Annotated in this window: 23 protein-coding genes and 1 pseudogene; 7 read left to right on the forward strand and 17 right to left on the reverse strand. The window is 51.8% G+C overall.

The features are described from left to right. Positions 1-5: 5 nt before the first annotated feature. Positions 6-1310: an MFS transporter gene (locus ACE15A_RS20400; RefSeq protein WP_129382506.1), complete on the reverse strand. Its 1305-nt coding sequence runs from the start codon at positions 1308-1310 to the stop codon at positions 6-8. A gap of 405 nt (positions 1311-1715) precedes the next feature. Here ACE15A_RS20400 and uxuA point away from each other — a divergent pair, with 405 nt between their 5' ends. The 3 genes from uxuA to uxaC all read left to right on the forward strand — a co-directional run bounded on the left by uxuA (position 1716) and on the right by uxaC (position 5907). Further along, the gene (gene uxuA / locus ACE15A_RS20405) at positions 1716-2900 is read left to right on the forward strand and encodes a mannonate dehydratase (RefSeq protein WP_023248535.1); all 1185 of its coding nucleotides are present in this window, start codon (positions 1716-1718) and stop codon (positions 2898-2900) included. Positions 2901-3010: 110 nt separating this feature from the next. Further along, positions 3011-4483, forward strand: a complete 1473-nt coding sequence (locus ACE15A_RS20410; RefSeq protein WP_053508188.1) for a fructuronate reductase — start codon at positions 3011-3013, stop codon at positions 4481-4483. Between the two features lie 11 nt (positions 4484-4494). After that, positions 4495-5907, forward strand: a complete 1413-nt coding sequence (uxaC, locus tag ACE15A_RS20415; RefSeq protein WP_023248537.1) for a glucuronate isomerase — start codon at positions 4495-4497, stop codon at positions 5905-5907. Positions 5908-6203: 296 nt separating this feature from the next. Here uxaC and ACE15A_RS20420 read toward each other — a convergent pair whose 3' ends face one another. Continuing rightward, on the reverse strand, positions 6204-7259 hold the full coding sequence (locus tag ACE15A_RS20420; protein ID WP_023248538.1) for a methyl-accepting chemotaxis protein: 1056 nt from the start codon (positions 7257-7259) through the stop codon (positions 6204-6206). 669 nt (positions 7260-7928) lie between these two features. Next, positions 7929-9785, reverse strand: coding sequence for a bifunctional glutathionylspermidine amidase/synthase (gss, locus tag ACE15A_RS20425; protein ID WP_053508190.1), 1857 nt, complete (start codon positions 9783-9785; stop codon positions 7929-7931). A gap of 227 nt (positions 9786-10012) precedes the next feature. Between gss and yghU the strand changes: the two genes are divergently transcribed. Beyond that, complete coding sequence (gene yghU, locus ACE15A_RS20430) at positions 10013-10879, forward strand: glutathione-dependent disulfide-bond oxidoreductase (RefSeq protein ID WP_053508193.1); 867 nt, start codon at positions 10013-10015, stop codon at positions 10877-10879. A gap of 96 nt (positions 10880-10975) precedes the next feature. Here yghU and ACE15A_RS20435 read toward each other — a convergent pair whose 3' ends face one another. From ACE15A_RS20435 to ACE15A_RS20500, 14 genes and pseudogenes are all read right to left on the reverse strand, one after another. Further along, on the reverse strand, positions 10976-11656 hold the full coding sequence (locus tag ACE15A_RS20435) for a molybdate ABC transporter substrate-binding protein (RefSeq protein WP_053508195.1): 681 nt from the start codon (positions 11654-11656) through the stop codon (positions 10976-10978). Further along, positions 11656-12708: an ABC transporter substrate-binding protein gene (locus ACE15A_RS20440; protein ID WP_053508197.1), complete on the reverse strand. Its 1053-nt coding sequence runs from the start codon at positions 12706-12708 to the stop codon at positions 11656-11658. The genes ACE15A_RS20435 and ACE15A_RS20440 overlap by 1 nt, the downstream gene beginning before the upstream one ends. Before the next feature lie 75 nt (positions 12709-12783). Further along, positions 12784-13032 (reverse strand): hydrogenase maturation factor HybG, encoded by a 249-nt coding sequence (gene hybG, locus ACE15A_RS20445; RefSeq protein ID WP_000334891.1) that lies wholly within the window; start codon positions 13030-13032, stop codon positions 12784-12786. A gap of 27 nt (positions 13033-13059) precedes the next feature. Then, positions 13060-13401 carry a hydrogenase maturation nickel metallochaperone HypA gene (gene hypA, locus ACE15A_RS20450; RefSeq protein ID WP_000544945.1) on the reverse strand — a complete coding sequence of 114 codons (342 nt, stop codon included), beginning with the start codon at positions 13399-13401 and terminating at the stop codon, positions 13060-13062. Further along, complete coding sequence (gene hybE, locus ACE15A_RS20455; RefSeq protein WP_023248543.1) at positions 13394-13882, reverse strand: hydrogenase-2 assembly chaperone; 489 nt, start codon at positions 13880-13882, stop codon at positions 13394-13396. The genes hypA and hybE overlap by 8 nt, the downstream gene beginning before the upstream one ends. Then, a complete protein-coding gene (locus ACE15A_RS20460; protein WP_001221962.1) occupies positions 13875-14369 on the reverse strand; it encodes a HyaD/HybD family hydrogenase maturation endopeptidase in 495 nt (164 codons plus the stop codon). The genes hybE and ACE15A_RS20460 overlap by 8 nt, the downstream gene beginning before the upstream one ends. Beyond that, positions 14369-16065 (reverse strand): annotated as a pseudogene (hybC, locus tag ACE15A_RS20465) (hydrogenase 2 large subunit). Before hybC ends, ACE15A_RS20460 begins: the two are co-directional and overlap by 1 nt. Continuing rightward, entirely contained in the window at positions 16062-17240 is a 1179-nt protein-coding gene (hybB, locus tag ACE15A_RS20470; RefSeq protein WP_023248546.1) for a Ni/Fe-hydrogenase cytochrome b subunit, read from the reverse strand. The pseudogene hybC and the gene hybB overlap by 4 nt, the downstream one beginning before the upstream one ends. Then, positions 17230-18216, reverse strand: coding sequence for a hydrogenase 2 operon protein HybA (hybA, locus tag ACE15A_RS20475; RefSeq protein WP_023248547.1), 987 nt, complete (start codon positions 18214-18216; stop codon positions 17230-17232). The genes hybB and hybA overlap by 11 nt, the downstream gene beginning before the upstream one ends. 2 nt (positions 18217-18218) lie before the next feature. Next, on the reverse strand, positions 18219-19337 hold the full coding sequence (gene hybO, locus ACE15A_RS20480) for a hydrogenase 2 small subunit (protein WP_023248548.1): 1119 nt from the start codon (positions 19335-19337) through the stop codon (positions 18219-18221). A 189-nt stretch (positions 19338-19526) separates the two neighbouring features. Next, positions 19527-19814 (reverse strand): DUF2623 family protein, encoded by a 288-nt coding sequence (locus ACE15A_RS20485; RefSeq protein ID WP_053508201.1) that lies wholly within the window; start codon positions 19812-19814, stop codon positions 19527-19529. 84 nt (positions 19815-19898) lie between these two features. Continuing rightward, on the reverse strand, positions 19899-21542 hold the full coding sequence (locus ACE15A_RS20490; RefSeq protein ID WP_023248550.1) for a methyl-accepting chemotaxis protein: 1644 nt from the start codon (positions 21540-21542) through the stop codon (positions 19899-19901). A gap of 306 nt (positions 21543-21848) precedes the next feature. Further along, complete coding sequence (locus ACE15A_RS20495; RefSeq protein WP_000439335.1) at positions 21849-22343, reverse strand: TIGR00645 family protein; 495 nt, start codon at positions 22341-22343, stop codon at positions 21849-21851. 70 nt (positions 22344-22413) lie between these two features. After that, entirely contained in the window at positions 22414-22917 is a 504-nt protein-coding gene (locus ACE15A_RS20500; protein ID WP_023248551.1) for an ESA_00282 family adhesion-associated protein, read from the reverse strand. 103 nt (positions 22918-23020) lie between these two features. On the opposite strand from ACE15A_RS20500, the gene ACE15A_RS20505 reads away from it, so the two are divergent. From ACE15A_RS20505 to ACE15A_RS20515, 3 genes are all read left to right on the forward strand, one after another. Further along, positions 23021-23437, forward strand: a complete 417-nt coding sequence (locus ACE15A_RS20505; RefSeq protein ID WP_053508203.1) for a hypothetical protein — start codon at positions 23021-23023, stop codon at positions 23435-23437. Further along, positions 23418-23822: a hypothetical protein gene (locus tag ACE15A_RS20510; RefSeq protein WP_023248553.1), complete on the forward strand. Its 405-nt coding sequence runs from the start codon at positions 23418-23420 to the stop codon at positions 23820-23822. The genes ACE15A_RS20505 and ACE15A_RS20510 overlap by 20 nt, the downstream gene beginning before the upstream one ends. Positions 23823-23945: 123 nt before the next feature. Next, positions 23946-24830, forward strand: a complete 885-nt coding sequence (locus ACE15A_RS20515; protein ID WP_023248554.1) for an SDR family oxidoreductase — start codon at positions 23946-23948, stop codon at positions 24828-24830. The last annotated feature ends 77 nt before the right edge of the window (positions 24831-24907 follow it).

The raw sequence follows: 24907 nt of genomic DNA on the forward strand, positions 1-24907 counted from the left end.
CAGCTTTAGCGGTGAGACGCCAGCGGCTGCTCCGTCATTTGCGGGTGGCGCTTTTCTGGATCTTTAATCAGTACCCACAGAATGATGGCGCCGATAATATCGAACAGACTTAGTGCAATGAAGAACGGGCCGTAACCGATAATAGCGACCAACGCCCCCATAAACAGGTTGAAGCTTAACTGTCCCAGCCATGCCGCAGATCCTGCCAGACCGGCAACCGTCGCGACCTCATTTTTCTTGAACAGGTCAGCGCTCATGGTAATGACGACAGTAGAAAGCGTCTGGTGCGCAAAACCGCCAATACTCATCAATGCAATGGCGACGTATGGGTTAGTCGTAATACTGACAAAACCGATCGAAATCATCAAAATAGCGCCGATGGTAAAGCTACAACGACGCGCATTAATTGTGGTCATGTGCATCTTTTCCATGAAGAACTTCGCCAGGAAACCGCCTGCAACGCAACCAAAGTCCGCCGCCAGGAACGGCAGCCAGGCAAACATGGCGATCTCTTTTAACGGCAGATGCATGACGTTAATCAGATACAGCGGCATCCAGAAACTCAGCGTTCCCCATGCCGGGTCAGCCAGAAAACGAGTGATCGCCAACGCCCAGAAATTACGCTTTTTAACGATCTCTTTAACGGCCGGTTTTTTGTTGTCATCCTGGAGATAGCTTTCCTGGCCGTCTTCGATATAACGCAGCTCTTTGTGGGTGATCCACGGGTGTTTGTTTGGCGAGTTATAAATCAGGAACCAGGTGATGGCGAACAGCACGCCGATACCACCAGTAATCACAAACGCCATTTCAGTACCGATGCCGCTATCAGCAAAGGTCAGCATCGCCCAGACTACCAGCGGCGGCGCCAGCATCGCGCCAATCGAGGTGCCGATATTAAACAAGCCCCCCGCAATACCACGTTCTTTCGTCGGGAACCATTCGGCGCTGGCTTTAATCCCGGCAGGAATCACCGACGCTTCGGTTAGCCCCATCAGACCACGCAGAAATGCCAGGCTTATCCAGCCGCCAGCCAGCGCGTGCGCCATGTTGATCAGCGACCACAACAACGCAAAGATAAAGAAGCCGATTTTCAGTCCGATGACATCCATCAAATAGCCGGTGATCGGCTGCGCAATGGTGTAACAAAGCTGGAAGGCGCTCACCACCCAGGAATATTGTTGCTCATCAAAATGGAGTTCTTTCATCATCGCTGGCGCCGCAACGCTAAGCGAGCTACGGGACAGGTAGTTTACGATGGTCCCTACGCAGACCAGGCCGATAATCCACCATCTTAATTTTGTCATCTTCATGATAAAGCCTCGTTAAAAAACATTATCTCCACGCCGTCTGACCTGTAGCGGGAAAACTGAAATCACACAAATTGGTTGACCAATCAATATTTTCTCATCCGGACCGGTCAAAATCTGGCGGCAACACTCGCCATTAATATTTCTGAAATAAATACATCAACTCATTTCAAGTTGAATGGTGAATGCTTTTTACCCGGCAAAAATTGACACAGATCAAATAAATAAAATTGGCAGACCATAAATGATGATATTTGTGATTTGGTTAGCCAATTTAAATAATAAGGTTGACATGAGAAAAATTTTGGTTGAATTTAGGGGTCAGAACGGGTTTTACAAAGCACATTTCGGTGTTGGCTGGCAATGGGTCAACCACGAAGACGTTATCGCAAGAAGAGGAAACGAGATATGAAACAAACCTGGCGCTGGTACGGACCTAACGACCCGGTAACGCTGTCAGATGTACGCCAGGCTGGCGCAACCGGCGTGGTGACGGCGTTACACCATATCCCGAACGGCGAAATTTGGTCGGTAGACGAAATCCAGAAACGTAAAGCTATCGTTGAAGAGGCGGGTCTGGAGTGGTCTGTGGTAGAAAGCGTACCTATCCACGAAGACATCAAAACCCACACCGGTCAGTACGATTTATGGATCAAAAACTACCAGCAAACGCTGCGTAACCTGGCGCAATGCGGTATCTACACGGTTTGCTATAACTTTATGCCAGTGCTGGACTGGACACGTACGGATCTGGAATATGTATTGCCGGATGGTTCAAAAGCGTTGCGTTTTGACCAGATTGAATTCGCCGCGTTCGAACTGCATATCCTGAAGCGTCCGGGAGCAGAAGCCGACTATACGGCAGAAGAGATTGCTCAGGCAGATCAGCGTTTCGCCACCATGAGCGAGGAAGACAAAGCGCGTCTGACCCGCAACATTATTGCCGGTTTACCTGGCGCGGAAGAAGGCTATACGCTGGATCAGTTCCGTCAACACCTGGCGACGTATAAAGATATCGATAAAGCAAAACTGCGTGAACATTTCGCCTATTTCCTGAAAGCCATTATTCCGGTTGCCGACGAGGTTGGCGTGCGTATGGCCGTTCACCCTGACGATCCGCCGCGCCCTATTCTCGGCCTGCCGCGCATTGTCTCTACCATTGAAGACATGCAATGGATGGTAGACACCGTCAATAGCATGGCGAACGGTTTCACCATGTGTACAGGATCTTACGGCGTGCGCGCCGACAACGATCTGGTTGATATGATCAAACAATTTGGTCCGCGCATCTACTTTACGCATCTGCGCTCTACGCTGCGCGAAGAGAATCCGAAGACCTTCCACGAGGCCGCCCATTTACACGGCGATGTGGATATGTATGAAGTCGTTAAAGCGATTGTAGAAGAAGAGCACCGTCGTAAAGCCGAAGGTAGCGATGATCTGATCCCGATGCGCCCGGACCACGGTCATCAAATGCTGGACGATCTGAAGAAGAAAACGAATCCGGGTTATTCCGCCATTGGCCGTCTGAAAGGGCTTGCGGAAGTTCGCGGTGTCGAACTGGCTATCCAGCGCGCTTTCTTTAGCAAGTAACCTTCTCTCGCATGGCGCGACGCGTCATGCGATTTCCCCTACTCAATGCAATAGCAACATGCCTCGCCCCGGAGATCGTGGGCGAAGACGTCGAATGACAGGAGTTTGCAATGGAACAGAATATCGCCACCGCCCAGGTTTCCGTCGCCCGCCCAAACTGGGACAAATCACGTCTGGTATCCCGTATTGTGCATCTGGGCTGCGGCGCGTTTCACCGCGCGCACCAGGCGCTCTTTACCCATCATCTACTGGAAAAGAGCGACAGCGACTGGGGCATTTGTGAAGTAAACCTGATGCCGGGTAACGACGCGCGGCTGATCGCGAACCTGAAAGCGCAAAATCTGCTGTACACCGTTGCAGAACGCGGCGCAGAAAGCACCGAACTGAAAATTATCGGTTCAATGAAAGAAGCGCTGCACCCTGAATTCGACGGCCATGCAGGGATTCTGGCGGCAATGGCGCGCCCGGAAACCGCGATCGTCTCCTTAACCGTGACCGAAAAAGGCTACTGCACCGACCCCGCCAGCGGCGAGCTTGATGTCAATAACCCGCTGATCCAAAACGATCTTGCCCATCCACAGCAGCCTAAATCCGCCATTGGCTATATTGTCGAAGCGCTAAACATGCGCCGGGAGAAAGGACTGAAAGCCTTTACCGTGCTGTCGTGCGATAACGTGCGCGAGAATGGTCACGTCGCGAAGGCTGCCGTCCTCGGTCTGGCGAAAGCTCGTGATGCCGCCCTCGCCGCATGGATTGCCGACAATGTGACCTTCCCCTGCACCATGGTTGACCGCATTGTTCCGGCGGCGACCGAAGAGACGCTACAACTGGTTGCCGACCAGTTGGGCGTTTATGATCCCTGCGCTATCGCCTGCGAACCCTTCCGCCAGTGGGTCATCGAAGATAATTTTGTGAATGGCCGCCCGGATTGGGATACCGTCGGCGCGCAATTCGTTGCAGACGTCGTACCGTTTGAAATGATGAAGCTACGTATGCTTAACGGCAGTCACTCTTTCCTCGCTTATCTGGGTTATCTCGGCGGGTATGACACTATCGCCGATACCATGACCAACCCGGCTTACCGTCGCGCGGCGCTCGCGCTGATGCTTGATGAACAAGCACCGACGTTGTCGATGCCGGAAGGCACCGATCTGGAAGGATATGCGAATTTGTTGATTGCGCGTTTCACTAACCCCTCGTTGAAACACCGCACCTGGCAGATCGCGATGGATGGCAGTCAGAAACTGCCGCAGCGTCTGTTGGACCCGGTACGTCTGCACTTGCAACAAGGCGATGACTATCGCCGCCTGACGCTGGGCGTCGCCGGATGGATGCGTTACGTCGGCGGTGTGGATGAACAAGGTAAAACCATTGATGTCGTCGATCCGCTGCTCGCGCAGTATCAGGCGATTCATCAGCAATATCAGACACCGGAAGAACGCGTACGCGGGCTACTAGCCATCGAGTCTATCTTTGGCAACGACCTGCCGAAGAATCGCGAATTTGTGCAAGCCGTTACCGACGCTTACCAACAGCTATTGCAGAACGGCGCGAAGGCCACAGTAGAAGCGCTGGGAGAGTAAGGAGATAAATCATGGCTACGTTTATGACTGAAGATTTTCTACTTAAAAACGACATTGCCCGCACGCTGTACCATAAATACGCCGCGCCCATGCCGATTTATGACTTCCACTGCCATTTAAGCCCGCAGGAAATCGCCGACGATCGCCGTTTCGATAACCTCGGTCAGATCTGGCTGGAAGGCGACCACTATAAATGGCGAGCGCTACGAAGCGCAGGCGTGGATGAGTCGCTGATCACCGGCAAAGAGACCAGCGATTATGAAAAATATATGGCCTGGGCCAATACCGTACCGAAAACGCTGGGTAATCCGCTGTATCACTGGACGCACCTTGAGCTACGCCGTCCATTTGGCATTACAGGCACGCTGTTCGGACCGGATACCGCGGAAAGTATCTGGACGCAGTGTAATGAGAAACTGGCGACGCCGGCCTTTTCCGCGCGCGGTATTATGCAGCAGATGAATGTGCGGATGGTCGGAACCACCGACGACCCGATAGATTCTCTGGTATATCACCGCCAGATAGCCGCCGACGATAGCATTGATATTGAAGTCGCGCCAAGCTGGCGCCCCGACAAAGCTTTCAAAATCGAACTGGACGGCTTTGTCGATTACCTGGGGAAACTGGAAGCGGCGGCAGATGTCAGCATTACCCGTTTCGACGATTTACGTCAGGCGCTCACTCGCCGTCTCGACCATTTCGCCGCCTGCGGCTGCCGCGCGTCCGATCATGGCATTGAAACGCTGCGATTTGCGCCGGTGCCCGACGACGCGCAGCTTGACGCCATTCTTGGCAAACGTCTGGCTGGCGAAACGCTGAGCGAACTTGAGATCGCCCAGTTTACCACGGCGGTGCTGGTCTGGCTGGGCCGTCAGTACGCCGCGCGCGGCTGGGTAATGCAGCTACATATTGGCGCGATCCGTAACAATAATACCCGTATGTTCCGCCTGCTGGGGCCGGATACCGGCTTTGACTCCATTGGCGATAATAACATTAGCTGGGCGCTCTCCCGTTTGCTCGACAGTATGGATGTGACCAATGAACTGCCCAAGACTATCCTCTATTGCCTGAACCCACGTGATAATGAAGTCCTGGCGACCATGATCGGTAACTTCCAGGGGCCGGGAATTGCCGGAAAAGTGCAGTTTGGTTCCGGCTGGTGGTTTAACGATCAGAAAGACGGGATGCTGCGCCAACTGGAGCAACTGTCGCAGATGGGACTGTTAAGTCAGTTTGTCGGGATGCTGACCGACTCCCGCAGTTTCCTTTCTTATACGCGACATGAATATTTCCGTCGTATTCTCTGTAACCTGCTGGGACAGTGGGCGCAGGACGGAGAGATTCCTGATGATGAAGCGATGCTAAGCCGTATGGTGCAGGATATCTGCTTCAATAATGCCCAGCGTTATTTCACGATTAAATAATCGCTATTAATCTGTGAGCACAGGTTTCAGGTATTTCGAGGGGCAGGAAGGCGGTAAGAAAGTGAGAAATTTATCAGTAACGAATTTTTCCAGCCATCTGGCCTCCGATAAAAAGCAAAGATGTCGCTGATTAATCCCGAATCACTTACTAAGGTAAGTGATTCGGGTGAACAAACACAGCCATCTTCTGCGTCATGCTTCTTTTCTCTGTTCGGAATAACTCGAGTGCAGAAAGTGTGATACCTCAGTCCTGTCGATGATGGCTCCTGTTAGCTATACGGCAATAACTCATGGCTTCACGGTGTGGTTTCTTTTAATAAATCGACAGCCAGCATTTCCAGTTGGTTAACAACTTCATTACTGGAACGCTCCATTCTGTCGAGTTCTTGCGACATCGCATTCATATCGCCTGCGGTAAAATAGTTCAGCGCAGAGTGACCAGCGGTATGCACCTCTTTATGTGGCGCTTCCAGACTACGGAAACTGTAGTAGTTGCTAAACTGCTGTCCTTCAAAACCGTAGTACCATTTCCCCAGCCGGCACTGATCGTGCATCGTTATTTTACTGTTTATGTCTTTATTTAAGAGTAACTTGTAGACTTCCATTTTCCAGATAACATGGTCAACTTTAACAATATTCAAAAACTGCACCGTAGAGATGTACTGCATGACCGATTTCATGCTCAGCGATTTATCAATGACGATGCCAATAGACTCCACAATTTGATTTATATTAGTCGTAATATTATCAATAACTGGTTGTTGGTTATCCAGCACCTCACTCACTCTGGCCGTATTATCTTTGATTACAGAGGTTAGCGTACTAACGCTTTTCGAACTATGTTTAACATCTTCGGACAGGTTTTTCACTTCTTTCGAAATAACGCTAAAACCACGCCCGGCATCCCCTACACGCGCGGCCTCGATCGCGGAGTTAATCGCTATCAGGTTGGTCTGGTTAGCGATCTTCTGTATCTCTTTAATACACGCATTAATTTGCGTTAAGGAGGTATTTAAGTCGCCCATACGACAGCCAATATCCGATGAAGTCGTGCCAATTTCAGTGATGAATTCCACGAGCGATTTTAATGAACTTCTGGCTTTATCATTCTGTTCGTTAAGTTCATTAATGCGTTCTTTTTCAATGTTTAGCTGCTCACAGGACTTGATGATGGCATTACGAATGATATCGATCGTCGAGATCCCCATCAGAATTTTTTGGCACAGTATCCGCTCATAAGGCTCAGGAGTATCCATCACCACGTCAGACGCATTAGCGCCAGATTCTGCTGGCGGCGGTATTTTTACAACATTATTATTCCAGTGGCGCAAGCCTAATACTTTTTTAAACATATACCATTCTCCTTATTATATGTGGACATCCTGATCTATGCCTGGATAAAGTATTATCAACTCATGCTAACATAATGAAAAATCGGATGTCATCTGCCATAATCGTCCGTTCTATAGAATAAGACAAAACGTCCACTAAACTTAAATAATTACAGAGTAAATTATTCAACAATGCCATTAACAGCGATACTACAAGTAGCTTTACTTTACACAAAAATATCGCTTACAAGGCCAAAAAGGAGGCATAAATAATAATTAACAGCATTTATTTCTGTTTATTTACAGGTTTATCTGAGAATTACAGACAGGGTTTAAACACAAATTTTTGGAATAGAAAAATAACCTAACGTAAACTTTTTATATGACTAATAATGTTATTTGAACTCGTCAATATATTGTGTTGTCCGTTTATCAGCCAAACAGGCATGACCTAAATCCAAAGGGATGGGGGCGGCGTAATCGGCCGCAAAAAATACCGATTAGACGAAAATCAGGAAACGTATGCGCCAACGCGGCTAGCGTCGCCGCCTGCGCCAGAAAAGTTAAGAATAATTTGTGTTATTATTTCTCATATGTTACCAGTAAATGACGAGCTGACAGCCGTTCGTTGGTAAACATAGCAGGCGGGATATCGGCACCAACGCCGATATCCCGACGAGAATGACCCCGTTACGCTTTGATGACGATTAACGGTTCAATATCGCTCTCTTTTTTAATGACTAATGAATCATCGCCGCGCAGGCACGTACCGCCGTAGTTTCCGCCCACGGTAAACGTACAGACCTGAATATACTTCCCGGCGACCTTCGGCAGGCACCACAACTGCTGATAGATATTTTTCTGCGTGGCGAACTTGCCGCTGGTTTTATCCAGGAGTTCTTCCTGATGGCTCACCAGATCAATATTACTACCGCAACGTCCGGCAATCGGTTTTACCGCATAGCCGGTCTGCACCAGCTCATCGTTAACGGTAAAATCCGTGTCGAGCAGATAGCGATGATGCGGGAAGAGCGACCACAGGATAGGCAGGATCGCTTTGTTACCCGGGATAACCGTCCACAGCGGTTCAAACACCAACACTTCCGGGCGCAGTAATACATCAATCAGCCGGACTTCATTTTCCGGGTGCCCGGTACGAATAGGCACTGCGGCGTACTCCGTCTCGCTGACTTCGCGTATCTGCTCCATCGCCGTTTCCCACGCCCAGGTTTTCCAGACACAATTAACCAGCCGTCCGTCGCCATCGATCAACTGCCCGGCTTCATCCCAACGCAACTCGCCCAGCCCGCGGAGAATTTTGCTCGCGAAACCGGCCTGATACAGCGCCTGCTGCATAAACTGCGCGTGATAGTCCTCCTCGATATCATCATCCTGCATGATATGGACAAAAGGACGCGCTTTACTGTGTTTCCAGGCACCTGCCAGCTCATTAATTAAGCCCTCCGCCGGGTTATGCCCCTTACCGGTATAGCCCTGCTCAGCCCATTTTTCGAGAATCAATCCCGCTTCGGTATGGCATGATGCGGAATCGGCATTGTATTCATAGACTTTCAGCCCACGTTCATCCATGCAGAAATCCATACGACCGGTGATCATATGATGACGACGGCGCTGCCAGGAGAGACGCAGGCGCGGCCAAAGAATTTTAGGGATATCGAATAGCGCCAGCAGATTATCGTCTTTTAAGACTTTGTCTGTGGCGTGCAAGTACATCAAATGCAACTCATTGGTCGCTTTGATAAGCTCCTGTTCGGCGCTCTCGGTGATCGTAAAATACTGGTACGGGTCCTGATTGATAACGTGTCCGTTCGCCTGTACATAGGCTTTTTGTAACGGATCGCGCTCATCCAGCCACTGACCGTCAAACTGACCTTTCTCTGGCAGCCTTGCGCCGCGAATCGCCAGCGACTGATTAGCGATGTCAGGCTGTGACAAACTGTATTGCGTGTCGTCGGTCTGGATCATCCAGCCTAAAATCGTCGTGTCATCAAAAGTGTCGCGCAGGGTGTAACACCCGTTTTCTACTACCATTTCCAGTTCGCGAGTCCATTGCTGCCCTGGCGGCAATGGCGTGTGGACAACGTTTTGCTCAGCAATACGAATTTTGTTATCCAGGAGTTGGGTGATAATCGCGACGTGACCGGTTTCGTTAAACTCGCCGCCCTTTTGCCAGATGAGCAGCGCCCCGGCCTCCGGCGCGCGCGGCGAACCGTTCGGGAAGGCCTGCAATGGCAAAATATTGTCATTCACGACCTCGCGCAGAAAACGCAGCGAGAAGATTTCCCAGGCCATGCCGACGTCAGTAAAAACAACGCCATAATTCAGAAAGAGAAAACGGCGGGCAAATTCCACGCACTGCCATTTATGCCCCATGTATTCATCGTCGATGTAGCTACGAAAAGCTGCGTCGTCGTCGTCCCGCGGATCGAGGGAACTATAATCTGAAGAGTAGATCGCTACGCCGCCGGGGGCGTAGCCCAATAATGTCCCGAAGGGGGCATCCTGACTGGTGGTTCCTTTGCTCATGCACCTTACCTCAAAACAATACCGCCTGAGCAGCCTGGCGTGATTTCGCTCTGATTGTCTGCTCTGTGACACTAACCGGACAGAGGTCGACATAATCATACACCTCAATAAGGCACACTGAGGCCAGAAGGTTAAAATTTCACTCGCCGGAATGTCCCAATCGGTTAAATGTCCGGTTAGCAAACTGCTACACTGCTTCAACACCACCACTCTGAAGGCAGGTCAATATGGCAGATAATACTTATCAACCCGCAAAAGTCTGGACGTGGGATAAATCCGGCGGCGGTGCGTTCGCTAACATTAATCGCCCGGTTTCCGGCCCGACGCACGACAAAACGCTGCCCGTCGGCAAACATCCGTTACAGCTCTACTCGCTGGGAACGCCTAACGGCCAGAAAGTGACCATTATGCTGGAAGAACTCCTGGCACAGGGTGTAAGCGGCGCCGAATATGACGCCTGGTTGATTCGCATCGGCGAGGGCGATCAGTTCTCCAGCGGCTTTGTTGACATCAATCCGAACTCAAAAATCCCAGCGCTGCGCGATAACTCACACAACCCGCCAATTCGGGTTTTTGAGTCGGGCGCGATTCTTGTTTATCTGGCGGATAAGTTTGGCCATTTCCTGCCGCAGGATCTGGCTAAGCGCACAGAAACCCTTAACTGGTTGTTCTGGCTACAGGGCGCGGCGCCGTTCCTCGGCGGCGGTTTCGGTCATTTCTATCATTATGCGCCGGTAAAAATTGAGTACGCCATTAATCGCTTCACCATGGAAGCCAAGCGTCTGCTGGACGTGCTGGATAAGCAGTTAGCTCACAACCCGTATGTCGCGGGAGAGGAGTACACCATTGCCGATATGGCAATCTGGCCGTGGTTTGGCAACGTGGTGCTGGGGAATGTCTATGATGCAGCGGAGTTTCTGGATGCCGGCAGTTATCAAAACGTGCAACGCTGGGCGAAACAAGTAGCCGAACGTCCGGCGGTAAAGCGGGGGCGCATCGTCAACCGGACCAACGGACCGTTGAACGAACAGCTTCACGAACGCCATGACGCCAGCGACTTTGATACCAATACCGAAGACAAACGTCAGAGCTAAGCCATGATGCCGGATCAGATTTTGATGTCGCCATCCGGCATTGTATTGCCTGATAGCCTTCGCTTATCAACCCTGCGCGTTTGTGATATTCGGCGTTTAACTAAACCCATGTTGCATGAGAATTAACCTCGCTCGTGGCGACAGCAAAAAGTCGGCAAGCGTTTTTCCCTGCTCGCTCAGGCAGGCAAAGCCATATTCAGCCACGGGATTATAAGGTTCCGGGATATCAACCACTCGCAGCGAATTAACCCGCCGCAGACGGGGAGCATAGCTGGCATAGCCGATAAAGATATCGGTGTAATCATGATTGATGAGCCATTCCGCCGCCAGCCGGCCCGCCGGTAACGGCAAAGTCTGCCTGCCGCCAACCAGCGCTACCGCGCGTTTTCGGACCACTTCGCCCTCGTTGCCCATACGCGAAAAAAGCTGCTGCGTATAATCGCCGGAAGGATCGCAACCTGCTGTTGATGTACCGATCCGCAGATCCCGCCGGGTTAATAGCGACAGCCAGTCCTCGCCTTCACGCATCGCCTGCGCCCGCACGCTCAGACACAAACGGTTCGTCGTAAAACGCGCGATCCGCAGCGCCCGCCCGGTCTCCAGCAGCGCCTGCGGATGCGCCAGGTTCGCCGAAGCAAAAAAGTCGCACGCTTCGCCCGCTTCGATACGTTCACGTAACAGCCCCGCCGGACCGAAATCACATACCGCATCCGCCTGAAACGCTGCCATTAGCTGCGGCCAGACGGCACGCAAACTCCCCGCTGCCAGTATTCGCATCACTGGACGCCCTGATAGTCAGTACGGTAAAAACGTTGATACCAGTCGTTAGCAGCCTTTTGCATGTCAATATCGTGGAATTTTTCCGGATAGAGCTTTTTCGCCATCCACAGTTCGCCGATTCCCACCGCCTCCGGCATCGGATATCCCCAGGCTTTGGCATAATCCGGCATCAGGTAAACCCGATGATACTTCACCGCGTCAATGACCTGCCACTGGGGACTTTGCAGGATCTCATTGACGACCTTTGGATAGCGATTCTGGACAAAGATCACCTGCGGATCCCAGGCGATCACCTGCTCCAGTGTTATCTGCTTAAACCCCTTCACGGTGGATGCCGCCACATTGAGCGCCCCCGCATGGGCCATCATCAGACCGGTATATTTACCGGAACCGTAAGTGGTCAGTTCCGGATTCGCCATATAGGCGCGAACCCGCTTATTTTCAGGAACCGACTGCAAACGGTCACTGACCATCTTGCGACCTTTCTCCATCGCCTCAATCAGCGCTTTCGCCTCCTGCGGTTTATTGACGATATCGCCAATCAGAGCGATTCCTTCACGCAGTCCACGATCGTAAGCCTGCTCCTCATCCGCTATAGTCGGGTTCATTTTAGCCTGCTCGCCAGCAACATCATGGCGCAGCGAAATCGCCACCACCTGAATACCAAGACGGCTGATCTTGTCGATCATCTCCTGCGGAGCGTAATTCGTGACAAACACCACCTGCGGGTGCAGCGCCACCAGTTTTTCAGGATCAACGTGCGTTAGATCGCCCAGAGAGGCTTTTTGCGCCAGTTCCGGCGCCAGACGCGCATAGCCGTCGCCTAATTGCTGTTTCCAGTTCGCCATGACCCCAACGATTTTGTCAGTGGCATTCATTTGTACAAGGAGATTGAGCGTTTGATGCTGGAGCACCACCACTCTGTCCACGGTATCCGGAACCGTGACCTGGCGGCCAATTTGATCGGTAAAAGTACGCGCCGCCTGTGACATTAACGGCCAGCAAAAAAGCAACGCCAGCAGAGAGAGCTGGCGCAAAGATTTATTCATAGGTTTCGCCCCACAATCGATATATAAATAATTATACAACGATTATAGAGCGATATAATAGAGGTGATTAAGGGATCACGCGCTGGTGATGTCATACTCCATACGGCGCAGCGCATCTAACGTGGCTTTCGCTTCGTCTTCGTCAATGATGCTCATCGCAAAACCAACGTGTACCAATACCCATTGCCCTACCAGCTCGGCTGGCTTACCTTCACAAATCAGAGCAATATTAACATCACGTTTGATGCCACACACTTCCACCTGCGCAAGCTGGTGAATATCATCACCGACGGCCAGCACCTGACCGGGGACGCCAATACACATAATTAACCACCTGAAATAAAATGCGGGTTATTCGACCTCAATACTTTTTACTTTCAACGAATCACCGGTATCCACCCGCAGGCGATCGCCATGGCAATGCGGACATTGCGCGTCATGCCTGAGAATTTCCACCACCTGACTGCAATCCCAGCACCAGGCCTGGGCCGGTCTGTAGTCGATGTGCAATTCGCACCCTTGCGCTAAAGTCCCCTGGCAGGCGATGTCAAAGCTGAAACGAACCGCGCGCTCTTCAACGCACGAAAGCGCGCCTATCTCCAGCCATACGCCGGTGACGCGCGCCACACCGTGCTGTTCTGCCTGCTGTTGGATAATTTCAACGGCGCTTTGGCAAAGGGACAGCTCATGCATTCTCACAGCTCCGACGGCCAAACAGCAACGCACGTCGGCTTGTCTGCGGCGCATCAGGATTGCTTACCGGTAGGGATAACAGCATTCGCGCGCAGTCATCCGCCAGCCGGACGCCCTCTTCCGGCGACAGACTACGGGAAAGCGGCGACATCAACGAGCAGGCGAGATATTGCGAAATGCCTTCCAGTTCGCCAACGGTAAAGGTCATCGTGCCATAAGGCAGTTGCAGACCGAGTTTTTCACCGATGGTACGCACCGGCCAGATCTGGTCCGGGCCAGGGAAGATTAACGCGCTCAACATCCACGGCGTAATTACCACGCCCGTCCATTGCCCTTCAAACAACGTAAAATCAGAGACATGCACCGGCATATTCGGATGCAGAAACGAAAGATCGTGCATCGAACGATGGGCTATCTCTTCAAACGCCGCCTGAACCCGGGCGACGGGCGCCGTGTCGAATCCCGAAAACGCTTCAGACATGCGCCGTCTCCTTAGGAATTGCTTCCACGCCGGATTCACGCAGCGCGGCAAGAACCTGCTCAAGCGCAGGTTCAATCATCGCTTCTACGGTTGGCGTTAAGCCGATGTGCGGTTCCAGCGACTGTGGAATAACGCCGACCAGGGTCAGTTTCTTCGGAAACTCGCCGGTAAAGCGGAGGGCCGACAATACGTCGGCCAGTCCAAGCTGATGGGGGGAAATTTTATTGGTGAACAGCGCCGGAACTTCATCGTCGCGCAGTACCATAATGGTTCCCGGCGCGTTCTTTTTCGACACGATGGCGTCGGCAATGATCAAATGATCCCGACTCGCCATATCGCCAAGAAGTTCCATTCCCGCCGTACCGCCATCCAGAATCTCAACGAAATCCGGCAGGGTGTATCGTTGCTCTAACGCTTCAACAATACGCACCCCGATGGCTTCATCGGTCAGCAAAATATTGCCGACCCCTAAGACTAATATCCGCATTACAAAACCTTCACCGAGACGACTTCATTGCCATCGGCGTCCACCACGTGCACCGCGCACGCCATACAAGGGTCGAAGGAGTGAATCGTACGTACCACTTCCAGCGGCTTAGCCGGATCGGCGTGCCGACCAGCGACTGTTCGTACGGCCCCACGTCATCGTTGAAGTTACGCGGACCTGAGTTCCAGGTCGATGGCACCACCGCCTGATAGTTACTGATAATGCCGTCTTTAATCACCATCCAGTGAGACAGCATACCGCGCGGCGCCTCCAGGAAACCCACGCCTTTGAACTCGCCCGTCGCCGGAATGTTCGGCTTCACAAAAGTGGTGTAGTCGCCTTTGCCGATATTCACAATCAGCGCGTTGTATTGATCCTGCAAGACGTTTTGCAATTCACAACAGTGAACGGTACGCCCGATGATACGACCCAGCGTAGAGTGAAGTTGCGCCATTTCCAGCGTTTTGCCGGTCAGCTTCTGATAAAGCGCAATGATTTCATTGAGCTTAGTCTGCGTGGATTCACGACCGGCGGCCAGTTTACACAGCATGTTCGCCAGCGGCCCGACTTCTACGGTTTTGCCGTAGAATGTCGGCGACTTGACCCATGAGTATTTACCGTCATCCGACCAACCGTCGTAAGCCGGAATGGTGGTGCCTTCCCACGGCGCCTGCGGCGCTTCATCTTTATACCAGGCGTGCTTCGCGCTCTCCTGAATACCTTTAATCAGGAACTCGTCGGAGTGAGAGGTGATCGGACGGTATGTCGACAGATCGGCATTGGTAATGTAACCGCCCGGGAACAGGAAACTGCCGTTTTTACCGTCGGTCGGAAATTCCGGCGCGCTCAGGTAGTTCACCGCACCTTTGCCGCGCTCCAGCCATTCCGGATAGTAGGCCGCAATCACCGCGGTATCCACTTTATACACCTGCTCGACAAAGTCGCTCAGCTTATCGATAAACGATTTGATATACATCAGGCGTTCAAGGTTCAGCGTAGCGATGCTGTCGAGATTGATCGGGTTCGCCACCCCACCGACCGCCAGGTTCTGGATATGCGGCGATTTACCGCCCAGCAACGCCACCACGCGGTTAGCGTCACGCTGACATTCCAGCGCCTGTAGATAGTGGGCGACCGCAATCAGGTTGACCTCCGGCGGTAACTGCATTGCCGGGTGTCCCCAGTAGCCATTGGCGAAAATACCCAACTGACCGCTGGCGACAAGATCCTTGATCTTGTTCTGAACTTTCGTGAACTCTTGCGCGCTGTTCAGGTGCCAGCTCGACACGCCATCCAGCATCGCGGAAGCTTTTGCCGGATCGGCTTTCAGCGCAGAGGTAATGTCCACCCAGTCCAGCGCAGAGAGCTGGTAGAAATGGACAATGTGGTCATGGGTGGTATGCGCCGCCAGAATAATATTACGGATATACTGCGCGTTGACGGGAACATCGATATTCAGCGCGCTTTCCGCCGCACGAACGGAGGAAATTGCGTGGGTTGTCGTACAAACGCCGCAAATACGCTGCACAATCATCCATGCATCGCGCGGATCGCGGTTCTTCACGATCTCTTCCATACCGCGCCACATGGTGCCGGACGCCCATGCTTTGGATACGACGCCGTTCTCAATTTCGCAGTCAATGCGTAAATGACCCTCAATACGGGTTACCGGATCAATAGTAATTCTCTGGCTCATGCTTTGCTCGCCTCATGACGATTATGATCGTTTTGTTTTAAAGGAGGAAGTATCGGCAGTAGACGAATGAGTACGATGTATGCACAAATCTCAATAGCCACAAAACCAATAGAAATCAACAGTTCTTCCCAGGTTGGGAAGTAGTGGTAGCCGCCGCCCGGGTTGAATGCCACCAGCGAATAGGTCAGACGCCACGTCGCGCAGCCCAACAGCGCGCTCAACGCCGACAGGTACAGCATACGAGAGTCATTACGCAGTTTCGCCACACGCAGCACCACTAACGGGAAGACCATCAGGACGACTTCAATCCAGAACATGGCGGAGTAAAAATCGCCGGCAAACGCATAGGACAGTTTATCGCGATAAATCAGTTCGCCAAAGCGCAGGACGACGAAAATCGCCAACAGCACGCTGATGGTATTTGTCAGCTTAATAAACAAATTTTTCTCGTCAGGACCGTTTCCTTTCAGACCTGCCTGAACCAACGAACCCTCAAATATGACAATGGAGAAGCCCATGATAAACGCGGTCAGAACCGAGAACAGCGGCAGCATTTCATAGCTTTGCCATAGAGGATGCACTTTATAACCCGCCGAGATCATCAATGACCCCATTGAGGACTGGTGCATCGTCGGCAGCAGCGCGCCCAGTGCGATAATAAAGAACATCACCTTGTTCAGACGCTTGAGCGAGACTTTCCAGCCCAGACGTTCAAACAGGGCAGGCGCAAACTCCAGCGCCATCACACCGATGTAGATAGTCATACAGACCGCCGTCTCAAACAGTACCGAGTTCACGTTGAAGTGACCCGGAATGTAGAAATACGGCAGGTTCCAGTAACGACCAACGTCGATAGTGATCGACAGGCCACCCAGCGAGTAGCCAAACAGGCTTGCCAGCAACGCCGGGCGCACCAACGGATGGTATTGCCCACGGTTAAAGACATACACCGCCCATGCCAACGCCCAACCGCCGCAGGCAAAGCCGGTGCCGATCAACAGGTCAAAGGCAATCCAGACGCCCCACGGGAAACCACCGTTCAGGTCGGAAACGGAACCCAACCCGAAGACCAGACGCTTCACGATAAGAAGCATACACAGGACGATTAACGGCCCAAAGATAATGACCGGCTTACTGATGATTTTCCCGCCCAGCGGTTTTGGATCATGACTCATGATCGTCTCCTCCATCGTGATGGTCGTTTTTGCTATTACGACGAACCAGCACGGTTAAGCCCGCCAGCGCAGCCAGGGGTAGTATCATGCCTTTATAAAGCGTGTGTTGAACATGCTCGGAGCGCGCGCCGGTTGCAAGGTCATCCAGCTTCGGCAGATCCAGATCTTCATAAGGAACGCCTGTCAGCACCAGCACCTGTGTACCGCCGCCTTCTTTTTCACCATAGAGATGCGGGTAGTATTTAGGCACCGTATGCAGATAGGTGTCGTCCGTTTTCAACGTCTGGCGCGGATAGTGATATTCACTGCCTGGTTTGAGAGCCAGACGTTTTTTCGCTTCTGCCATCAGCTCTTCACGAGTACCGAAAATGACGGCCCCTGCCGGACAAACTTCCACACACCCCGGCAGACCGCCTTTATCCAGACGCTCAACGCCTTTCTGGTTACACAACTCACACTTGTGAAGCGCGCCAAACGGGTTGTTGTAGTCGTACTTAGGTACGTTGTACGGACAGGCGACCATACAGTAACGGCAGCCGGTGCAGACATCTTTGTCATAGTGGACGATGCCGGTTTTCGGATCTTTTTTCAGCGCCGACACCGGACAAACGGAAACGCAGTTAGGATCGACGCAGTGCATACACTGTTTCTTGATGTAGGCGTAGCCGTTCTCTTCCTGATCTTTGTTCACGCCCGTGCCGCTGCGCCATACCTGGATAATGTTATTGGTATACGGCGATAGCTTGTCGTTGTTCGACCAGGTCTGCTCCCCCTCCGGGTTACGCGCCGGGAAGTTGATATCCTGACATTTTGTGACGCAGGCCTGACAGCCCACGCACAGAGTGGAGTCGTACAGCATTCCCAACGAACCTGGAATCGGCGGACGGTTTTCTGCAGCCGCATGGCTGACGGAGGGCGCGGCGCCCAACAGCAATGCTCCACCGGAGGCTGCTTTAATAAAGTCACGTCTGTTCACGGTTATTCTCCCCGTGAGTCAGCGTTATCTTTCTTTTGCTGACGCCCCAGTTCACGTACCGCCATCACGCTGACGCCGGCAACCAGACCTACTACGCCGCCAAGCAGACCGACGGCACCCGCAGAGATGTTGCCGCCTTCTTTCATATTGACGTCAGGTTTCTCTGAACGCGGAGTTTGGTTTTCGACATGAGCAAGCTGGTGAATGCCCTTATGGAACCCGATACCTTCTTCGTTACAGCCATAGCAAGGATGACCGATCGCCACTGGCCAGACGCCGCCGACGTCGCAGAACTGTAACGTAGAACAGTTGCCCCAGGTTTCCGGCCCTTTACAGCCAAGATGGTAGAGACACCAGCCCTGACGGTGGCCTTCGTCGCCAAATTCTTTGGCAAAACGGCCTGCGTCGAAGTGCGGACGACGTTCGCAATGCTCATGAATCAGACGGCCATAGGCAAAGGTTGGACGATTTTTCGCATCCAGCTTCGGCGGCGTGCCGTAAGTGATGATATGCGCGACGGTCGCCAGGAAGTTATGCGGGTTTGGCGGGCAACCAGGAATATTGATAACCGTTTTGCCTGGTAAGACTTCCTGCAGGCTGACAGCGCCGGTTGGGTTTACGCCAGCCGCAGCAACGCCGCCCCATGCCGAGCAGGAACCGATTGCGATAATTGCGGCTGCGCCGTCGGCGGCTTTGCGGATGTGATCCACAATCGGCTCGCCGGCAACCATGCAGTAGATACCGTTATCTTTTAATGGGATAGAACCATCCACCACCAGAACATATTGCCCTTTATACTTTTCCAGAGCGTGATGTTTGTTTTCTTCGACCTGGTGGCCGAACGCGGCGGAAAGTACCTCGTGGTATTCCAGAGAGATGGTCTCCAGAACGAGATTTTCGACGGTTGGGTGTGTAGCACGAAGCAGTGATTCGGTACAACCGGTACACTCCTGAGCGCCAATCCAGATAACGGGCGGACGCTGTGGATTGGATACCGACTCTGCCATTTCTGCGGCGGCTTTGCTACTGAGCCCCATAGTAGCGGCCAGTGCTGCACAAAGCTTCATGAAATCACGACGGTTAATGCCGTGAGAAGTGATGAGAGTATTATCTCCAGTCATTTTATAGTTATTCCGTTACGAAGACCTGGCTTTTATTTTGCACTGTTCGCGAAGAAGTTATTGCGATCGGTGCGCCATTTACCACACTTTTTTTATGGTTATGTGCGCCATAATACTTCGACGGAACAGTAAAACGAAGGGAAGAGGCAATAGTGTAATTAATTAAAGCAAGATAATACCCCTGTTGGATCAACCTTCGAGTCGATAACCTGCCATAAAGAAGCGAATTGCCATCCCGGAATGATTCTCTTTAAAGAAATCCATCACCATTTCTTTATCCAGACCATAGCGACGCGTCAGAATTCCGGCCTCCCACGCGCTAAGTTGGCGATCGCCGGTCTTTTCGAACATACGGTGCGTAAAACCTAATATAAAGCCACGTTTATAATCAGAACAGAAATTCACCGCATTATGCGCGCTATATGCATATGGCGCGTTCAACCCGGCCATTAACCCTTTCCCAAAATGATTATTCATCTGACCTCCCCAGTCGCTATATAATAAATTATATAGCGACTAATTAAATGAAGGCCAGCGCATTACGCGCTTTTTTGCTTCACATCAGAAAGCTACCCATTCATCAGTAGCCTGCGCGGAAGCTGATGCCGTTCTCTGAACGCCAGGCGCCGCTTTCGCCGTTGCGCGCTGTTGCGGTTCACCAGCAGAAAGCCGGAACTGCTGTACGGAGCGTTGCAAATCCTCCGTCTGCCGCTCCAGCGCCGCCGCCGCCGCGGAAACCTGCTCCACCAGCGCGGCGTTTTGTTGCGTAACGCTATCCATTTGCGTAATCGCCACGCCAACCTGAGAGATACCTTTACTTTGCTCTTCGGAGGCGGACGCGATCTGTTTCATTATCGTCGTCACTTCTGTGACGCCGCGCAGGATAGCGTCCATCGTCGCTCCGGTCTCTTTAACCAGCTCCGCACCCTGCTCTACGCGGCGTACCGATTCGCCAATTAATGCTTCAATTTCTTTCGCCGCCCCCGCGCTGCGGCTGGCCAGATTACGCACCTCACCAGCGACCACCGCGAAGCCGCGTCCCTGTTCGCCCGCTCTGGCCGCTTCTACCGCTGCGTTCAAGGCCAGAATATTGGTCTGGAAAGCAATGCTATTAATCACCGTAGTAATTTCGGCGATCTGCTGCGAACTGGCGGAAATACCATCCATCGTTTCCACCACATCGGAAACCAGCTCACCGCCTTTTCCTGCCGTTACCGAGGCGGCATCCGCAAGTTGGCTGGCCTGGCGGGCGTGGTCGGCATTCAGTTTCACCGTTGCGGTAAGCTGTTCCATACTGGCGGCGGTCTCTTCCAACGCGGCGGCCTGTTCTTCCGTTCGGGAGGAGAGATCATTATTGCCGGTAGAAATTTCCGTCGCGCCGCGCCAGATATTGTCGCTTCCGGCGCGAATCGTACTCACAGCTTCCCGTAAACTGTCCTGCATCGCGCGCAGTAGCGGCACCAACCGACCTACGCAGTTACGCCCTAACGTTTCAATCGGCTGGCTAAGATCGCCTTGCGCGATGCGCTGAAATTGCTGACGGATGCGCTCCAGCGGTTTCACCATCATTGCAACCAGATAGCGATCGGTAAAAATCAGGATGCCAATACCCAGAATCACCGCCGTGATAAGCAGGATGCGGATGGTATAGGTTTTACCATCGACCATCACGCGGGTGTTATCCAGCATGGCGCCAGCTTCATGATTAAACCGTTCCGCGCTGGCGCCGAACGCGCGGCTGAGTGCAGGCGTGACCGTACTGGCATGTTCGCTCCAGGCGGTCAGCGATCCTTGCTGCGCCAGTTGCATTTGAGGAATAACGCCTTTCTCCAACAAGGCCTGCCAGTTGGACAACACCGCCATTGAGATATCAGGGTTCATCGGCCCTGGCGACAGCGTTTTCATCTCCTCCAGCTTCTGACGCATATTCTCGAGCGACTGCTGAGCGGGCGCAAAATCGGGCGTGCCGCCGCCGATTTTTACATCCATCGCGCGGCTAAGGCGGGTAACAAAGCGGAAATATTGATCGTTACCCTGGCTTAGCACTGTCATTTGCCGCACAAGATGTCGGTCAATATCATTTCCTTCCGAAACTTCGGATAATGCATGGACGCTGTATAACCCCACCCCCGACCAGAGTAGACAAAAAAGCCCCAGTATCGTCAGCATGACCATACGAATAGTAAAGTTTTGCAGCAAACGCATATGAATTTCCTTGCTGAATATAAGAGATTCGTCATCAGACGATGACGTACTCTCGTTATCGGCAAGGCGCGGAGAATATATAATGCATTCTCCATTTTTTTACAGTTATCGCCGTTTACGCGCGCACAGATGTTATATATCTGTGAACACAGAGAAAATCTTTCAGTGTTATTACTTAGCAAATGTATGGATGTAGTAGAAATATTGCGTAAGGCAGAAGGGACACGATTATCCGCCGTTAAAGAAGCGGCGTCTTACAGCCGGGCTCAGCGTCCTTTGCCCGACTGCTCCGCCGTTGACAACGGCTCAATGGTTATGCCGCGTCAACCTGTCAAGATAGCCCATCACGAACGCCGACAGGACAAAGGTTAGATGGATGATGACGTACCACATTAATTTGTTATCCGGGACGTTTTTCGCATCCATAAACACGCGTAACAGGTGAATGGAAGAGATAGCAACTATCGATGCCGCCACCTTATTTTTTAGCGAAGTCGCATCCATTTTCCCCAGCCAGTTCAGTTTCTCTTTGCCCGCCGAGATATCCAACTGAGAGACAAAATTTTCATACCCGGAGAACATGACCATTACCAGCAACCCGCCGACCAGCGTCATATCAACCAGCGATAACAGTACCAGGATCAGATCGGCCTCCGCCAGGGCAAAAACATTCGGCAGAACGTGTAGAATTTCCTGGAAAAACTTTAACGCTAAAGCGATCAGCGCCAAAGAGAGGCCAAAATACACCGGCGCGAGCAGCCAGCGAGACGCATACATTACATTTTCAAGAAAGCGTTCCATAGGGACCTGTCAGGTAACTAAAACCAGCAACAGTATATCTCAACCATGCAACATCAGATCAACATGCCAGTTAAATCTCATCCGGTTTAACCTGTGGGCGCTGATATTCAGGCCATACCAGCGCTACCAACGCCGGGTAGGCTTCAAGACTGAACTCCCGAAAACACTGACGTAAATTAAGGACGTCCAAATCCGAATACGGCACCTTTTCACCGTTCAGACAACGCTTCTTAATATTGTCGTAATACTTATAAACGGCAGAGTTAAGGTCGCTGCAACGGCGTTGAGCGTCAAATAATCCGGGCGTTTCATTCAACTCAGTCATTGTCATTCGTTTTATCGTTGCATGAAGGAAATCGATATATTCATGGTTAACGCGCCAGTACCATACCGGCGTTATCGAATTCATTAATACTGAAAAATGATCTTCACCCTCTTCCTTTGTCATGGGTTCAGTTTGATTTAAATTTACGGCTTTTCCACCAGGACGTTTTTTATTAACCTCCCACATCAGGAAGAGTATCGCGCCAGTCAGTAATAGCAATATAATAACAGAATAAAAAATACTGTTCATAGCAGGCTCCATTTTTTTTGATTTTAAAATTACACCATGTTATTGTCAACGAAACCTACACTATTAAAAATAGTATACCGCTGATCGTAAAGGATATTTAGTCATGCTTCCTGAGCATCTGGTTTCCTCTCATTTTCGCCTGTCATTGCCGCCCCCTGAAGCCACAGAAAACAGTAAAAATTTGGCTCAGGGAAAGACAAAACTCAGCGATTACGAGCCCGATATTTTAATTAGCGCTAACGCTGCCGGGCAACCCAGAAACGTATTATTTGAAGAACGCGACCGTCATATTAAAGAACGTCTGTATTGTGTGGCTAAAATTGAAACGTTTGCCCGTCTGATAAACGCACTACAGGCTGAAGGCGATATTGACGCCCAAACGCTAAGTAAAATACTGGCGGATAAAACCGCAATGATAAATGAAAAAGGCAATGCCATTTGGCTTAATTTAATCACTCGCGAGACCAATACGCCGCTATTTTATTCACTGGAAGATAAAGATGAAAGAGGTCGAAGATAATAACGTTTATTTGGCTTTAGATAACCATAAAAGCGATGAATTTATCTTAAAGCAAAATCTTGCAGCACTAATCGCCAGTAAAAATGCCACTCTGGAAAAGGTAACGCAGGAAGTGGTATCCATACCGGCGGCGTTAGTGCGCCTGAAGTGGCAAAACCGACGGGAGATTTATGCATTACAGGTCAAAGAGGAGATTTATGGCGCGACCATCAATGCCATTATCGAGCAGCATCCTGAATTACGAGACAAAATTATGTCTCGTCTTGAAAGTGACTGGCAGCATCTGCTGGCTCGCGAGACGGCAACCTTACGTCTGACGCGTAAGCTTTCCGATGGCGACTACCGGACGCGCAACGTCGCCACCGTCGCACGGCAAGAAAAATAACCGTCATGGCTAGTTAACTCTGTTGTGAATACGGGCGAAGCATAAGGATCGTTCTGATTATCCCTCTTACGGTAGTAAAAGTGTCTACGCTTAAAAGGTGTTCAACCTGAAGGGAGAAGCTCAATGTCTCATCTATACGACCCTACCACGCAGTATTATACCGGCGAGTATCCTAAGCAAAAACAGCCGGCGCCCGGCGTCCAGGCGAAAATGACGCCTGTTCCTGACTGCGGCGAAAAAAGTTATGTCGGCAGTGGTCGCCTTAAAGATCGTAAGGCGCTGGTGACAGGGGGCGACTCCGGGATTGGGCGCGCTGCCGCCATCGCTTACGCGCGTGAAGGCGCAGATGTCGCGATCAACTATCTACCGGCGGAAGAAGAGGACGCCCAGCAGGTTAAAACGCTGATTGAGGAGTGCGGCCGTAAAGCGGTGTTACTGCCAGGCGATCTTAGCGACGAATCTTTCGCCCGTTCGCTGGTCCATAAGGCGCGTGAAGCGCTGGGTGGGCTGGACATTCTGGCGCTGGTAGCCGGTAAACAGACAGCAATCCCGGAGATAAAAGATCTGACCAGTGAGCAATTTCAGCAAACCTTCGCCGTTAACGTTTTTGCCCTGTTCTGGATAACCCAGGAAGCGATTCCGCTGCTGCCAAAAGGCGCCAGTATTATCACGACGTCGTCTATCCAGGCGTATCAGCCCAGTCCGCACCTGCTGGATTATGCGGCAACCAAGGCGGCAATCCTCAATTACAGCCGCGGCCTGGCGAAACAGGTGGCGGAAAAAGGAATTCGCGTGAATATTGTCGCGCCTGGCCCTATCTGGACAGCGCTGCAAATTTCTGGCGGCCAAACACAGGATAAAATTCCGCAGTTTGGCCAGCAGACGCCAATGAAGCGGGCCGGTCAACCGGCAGAGCTGGCCCCGGTGTATGTCTATCTGGCAAGTCAGGAATCAAGTTACGTTACCGCAGAAGTGCACGGCGTGTGCGGCGGGGAACATTTAGGCTAACGAATGGAGTAGATTAAGCTGGCGCAATTCTGTTAAGCAGAGCGCCATCTTAGGCAATAAAAAGCCGGGTAGCGGCT

The sequence above is a fragment of the Salmonella sp. HY31 genome (assembly GCF_042604575.1).
Classification (GTDB): domain Bacteria; phylum Pseudomonadota; class Gammaproteobacteria; order Enterobacterales; family Enterobacteriaceae; genus Salmonella; species Salmonella diarizonae.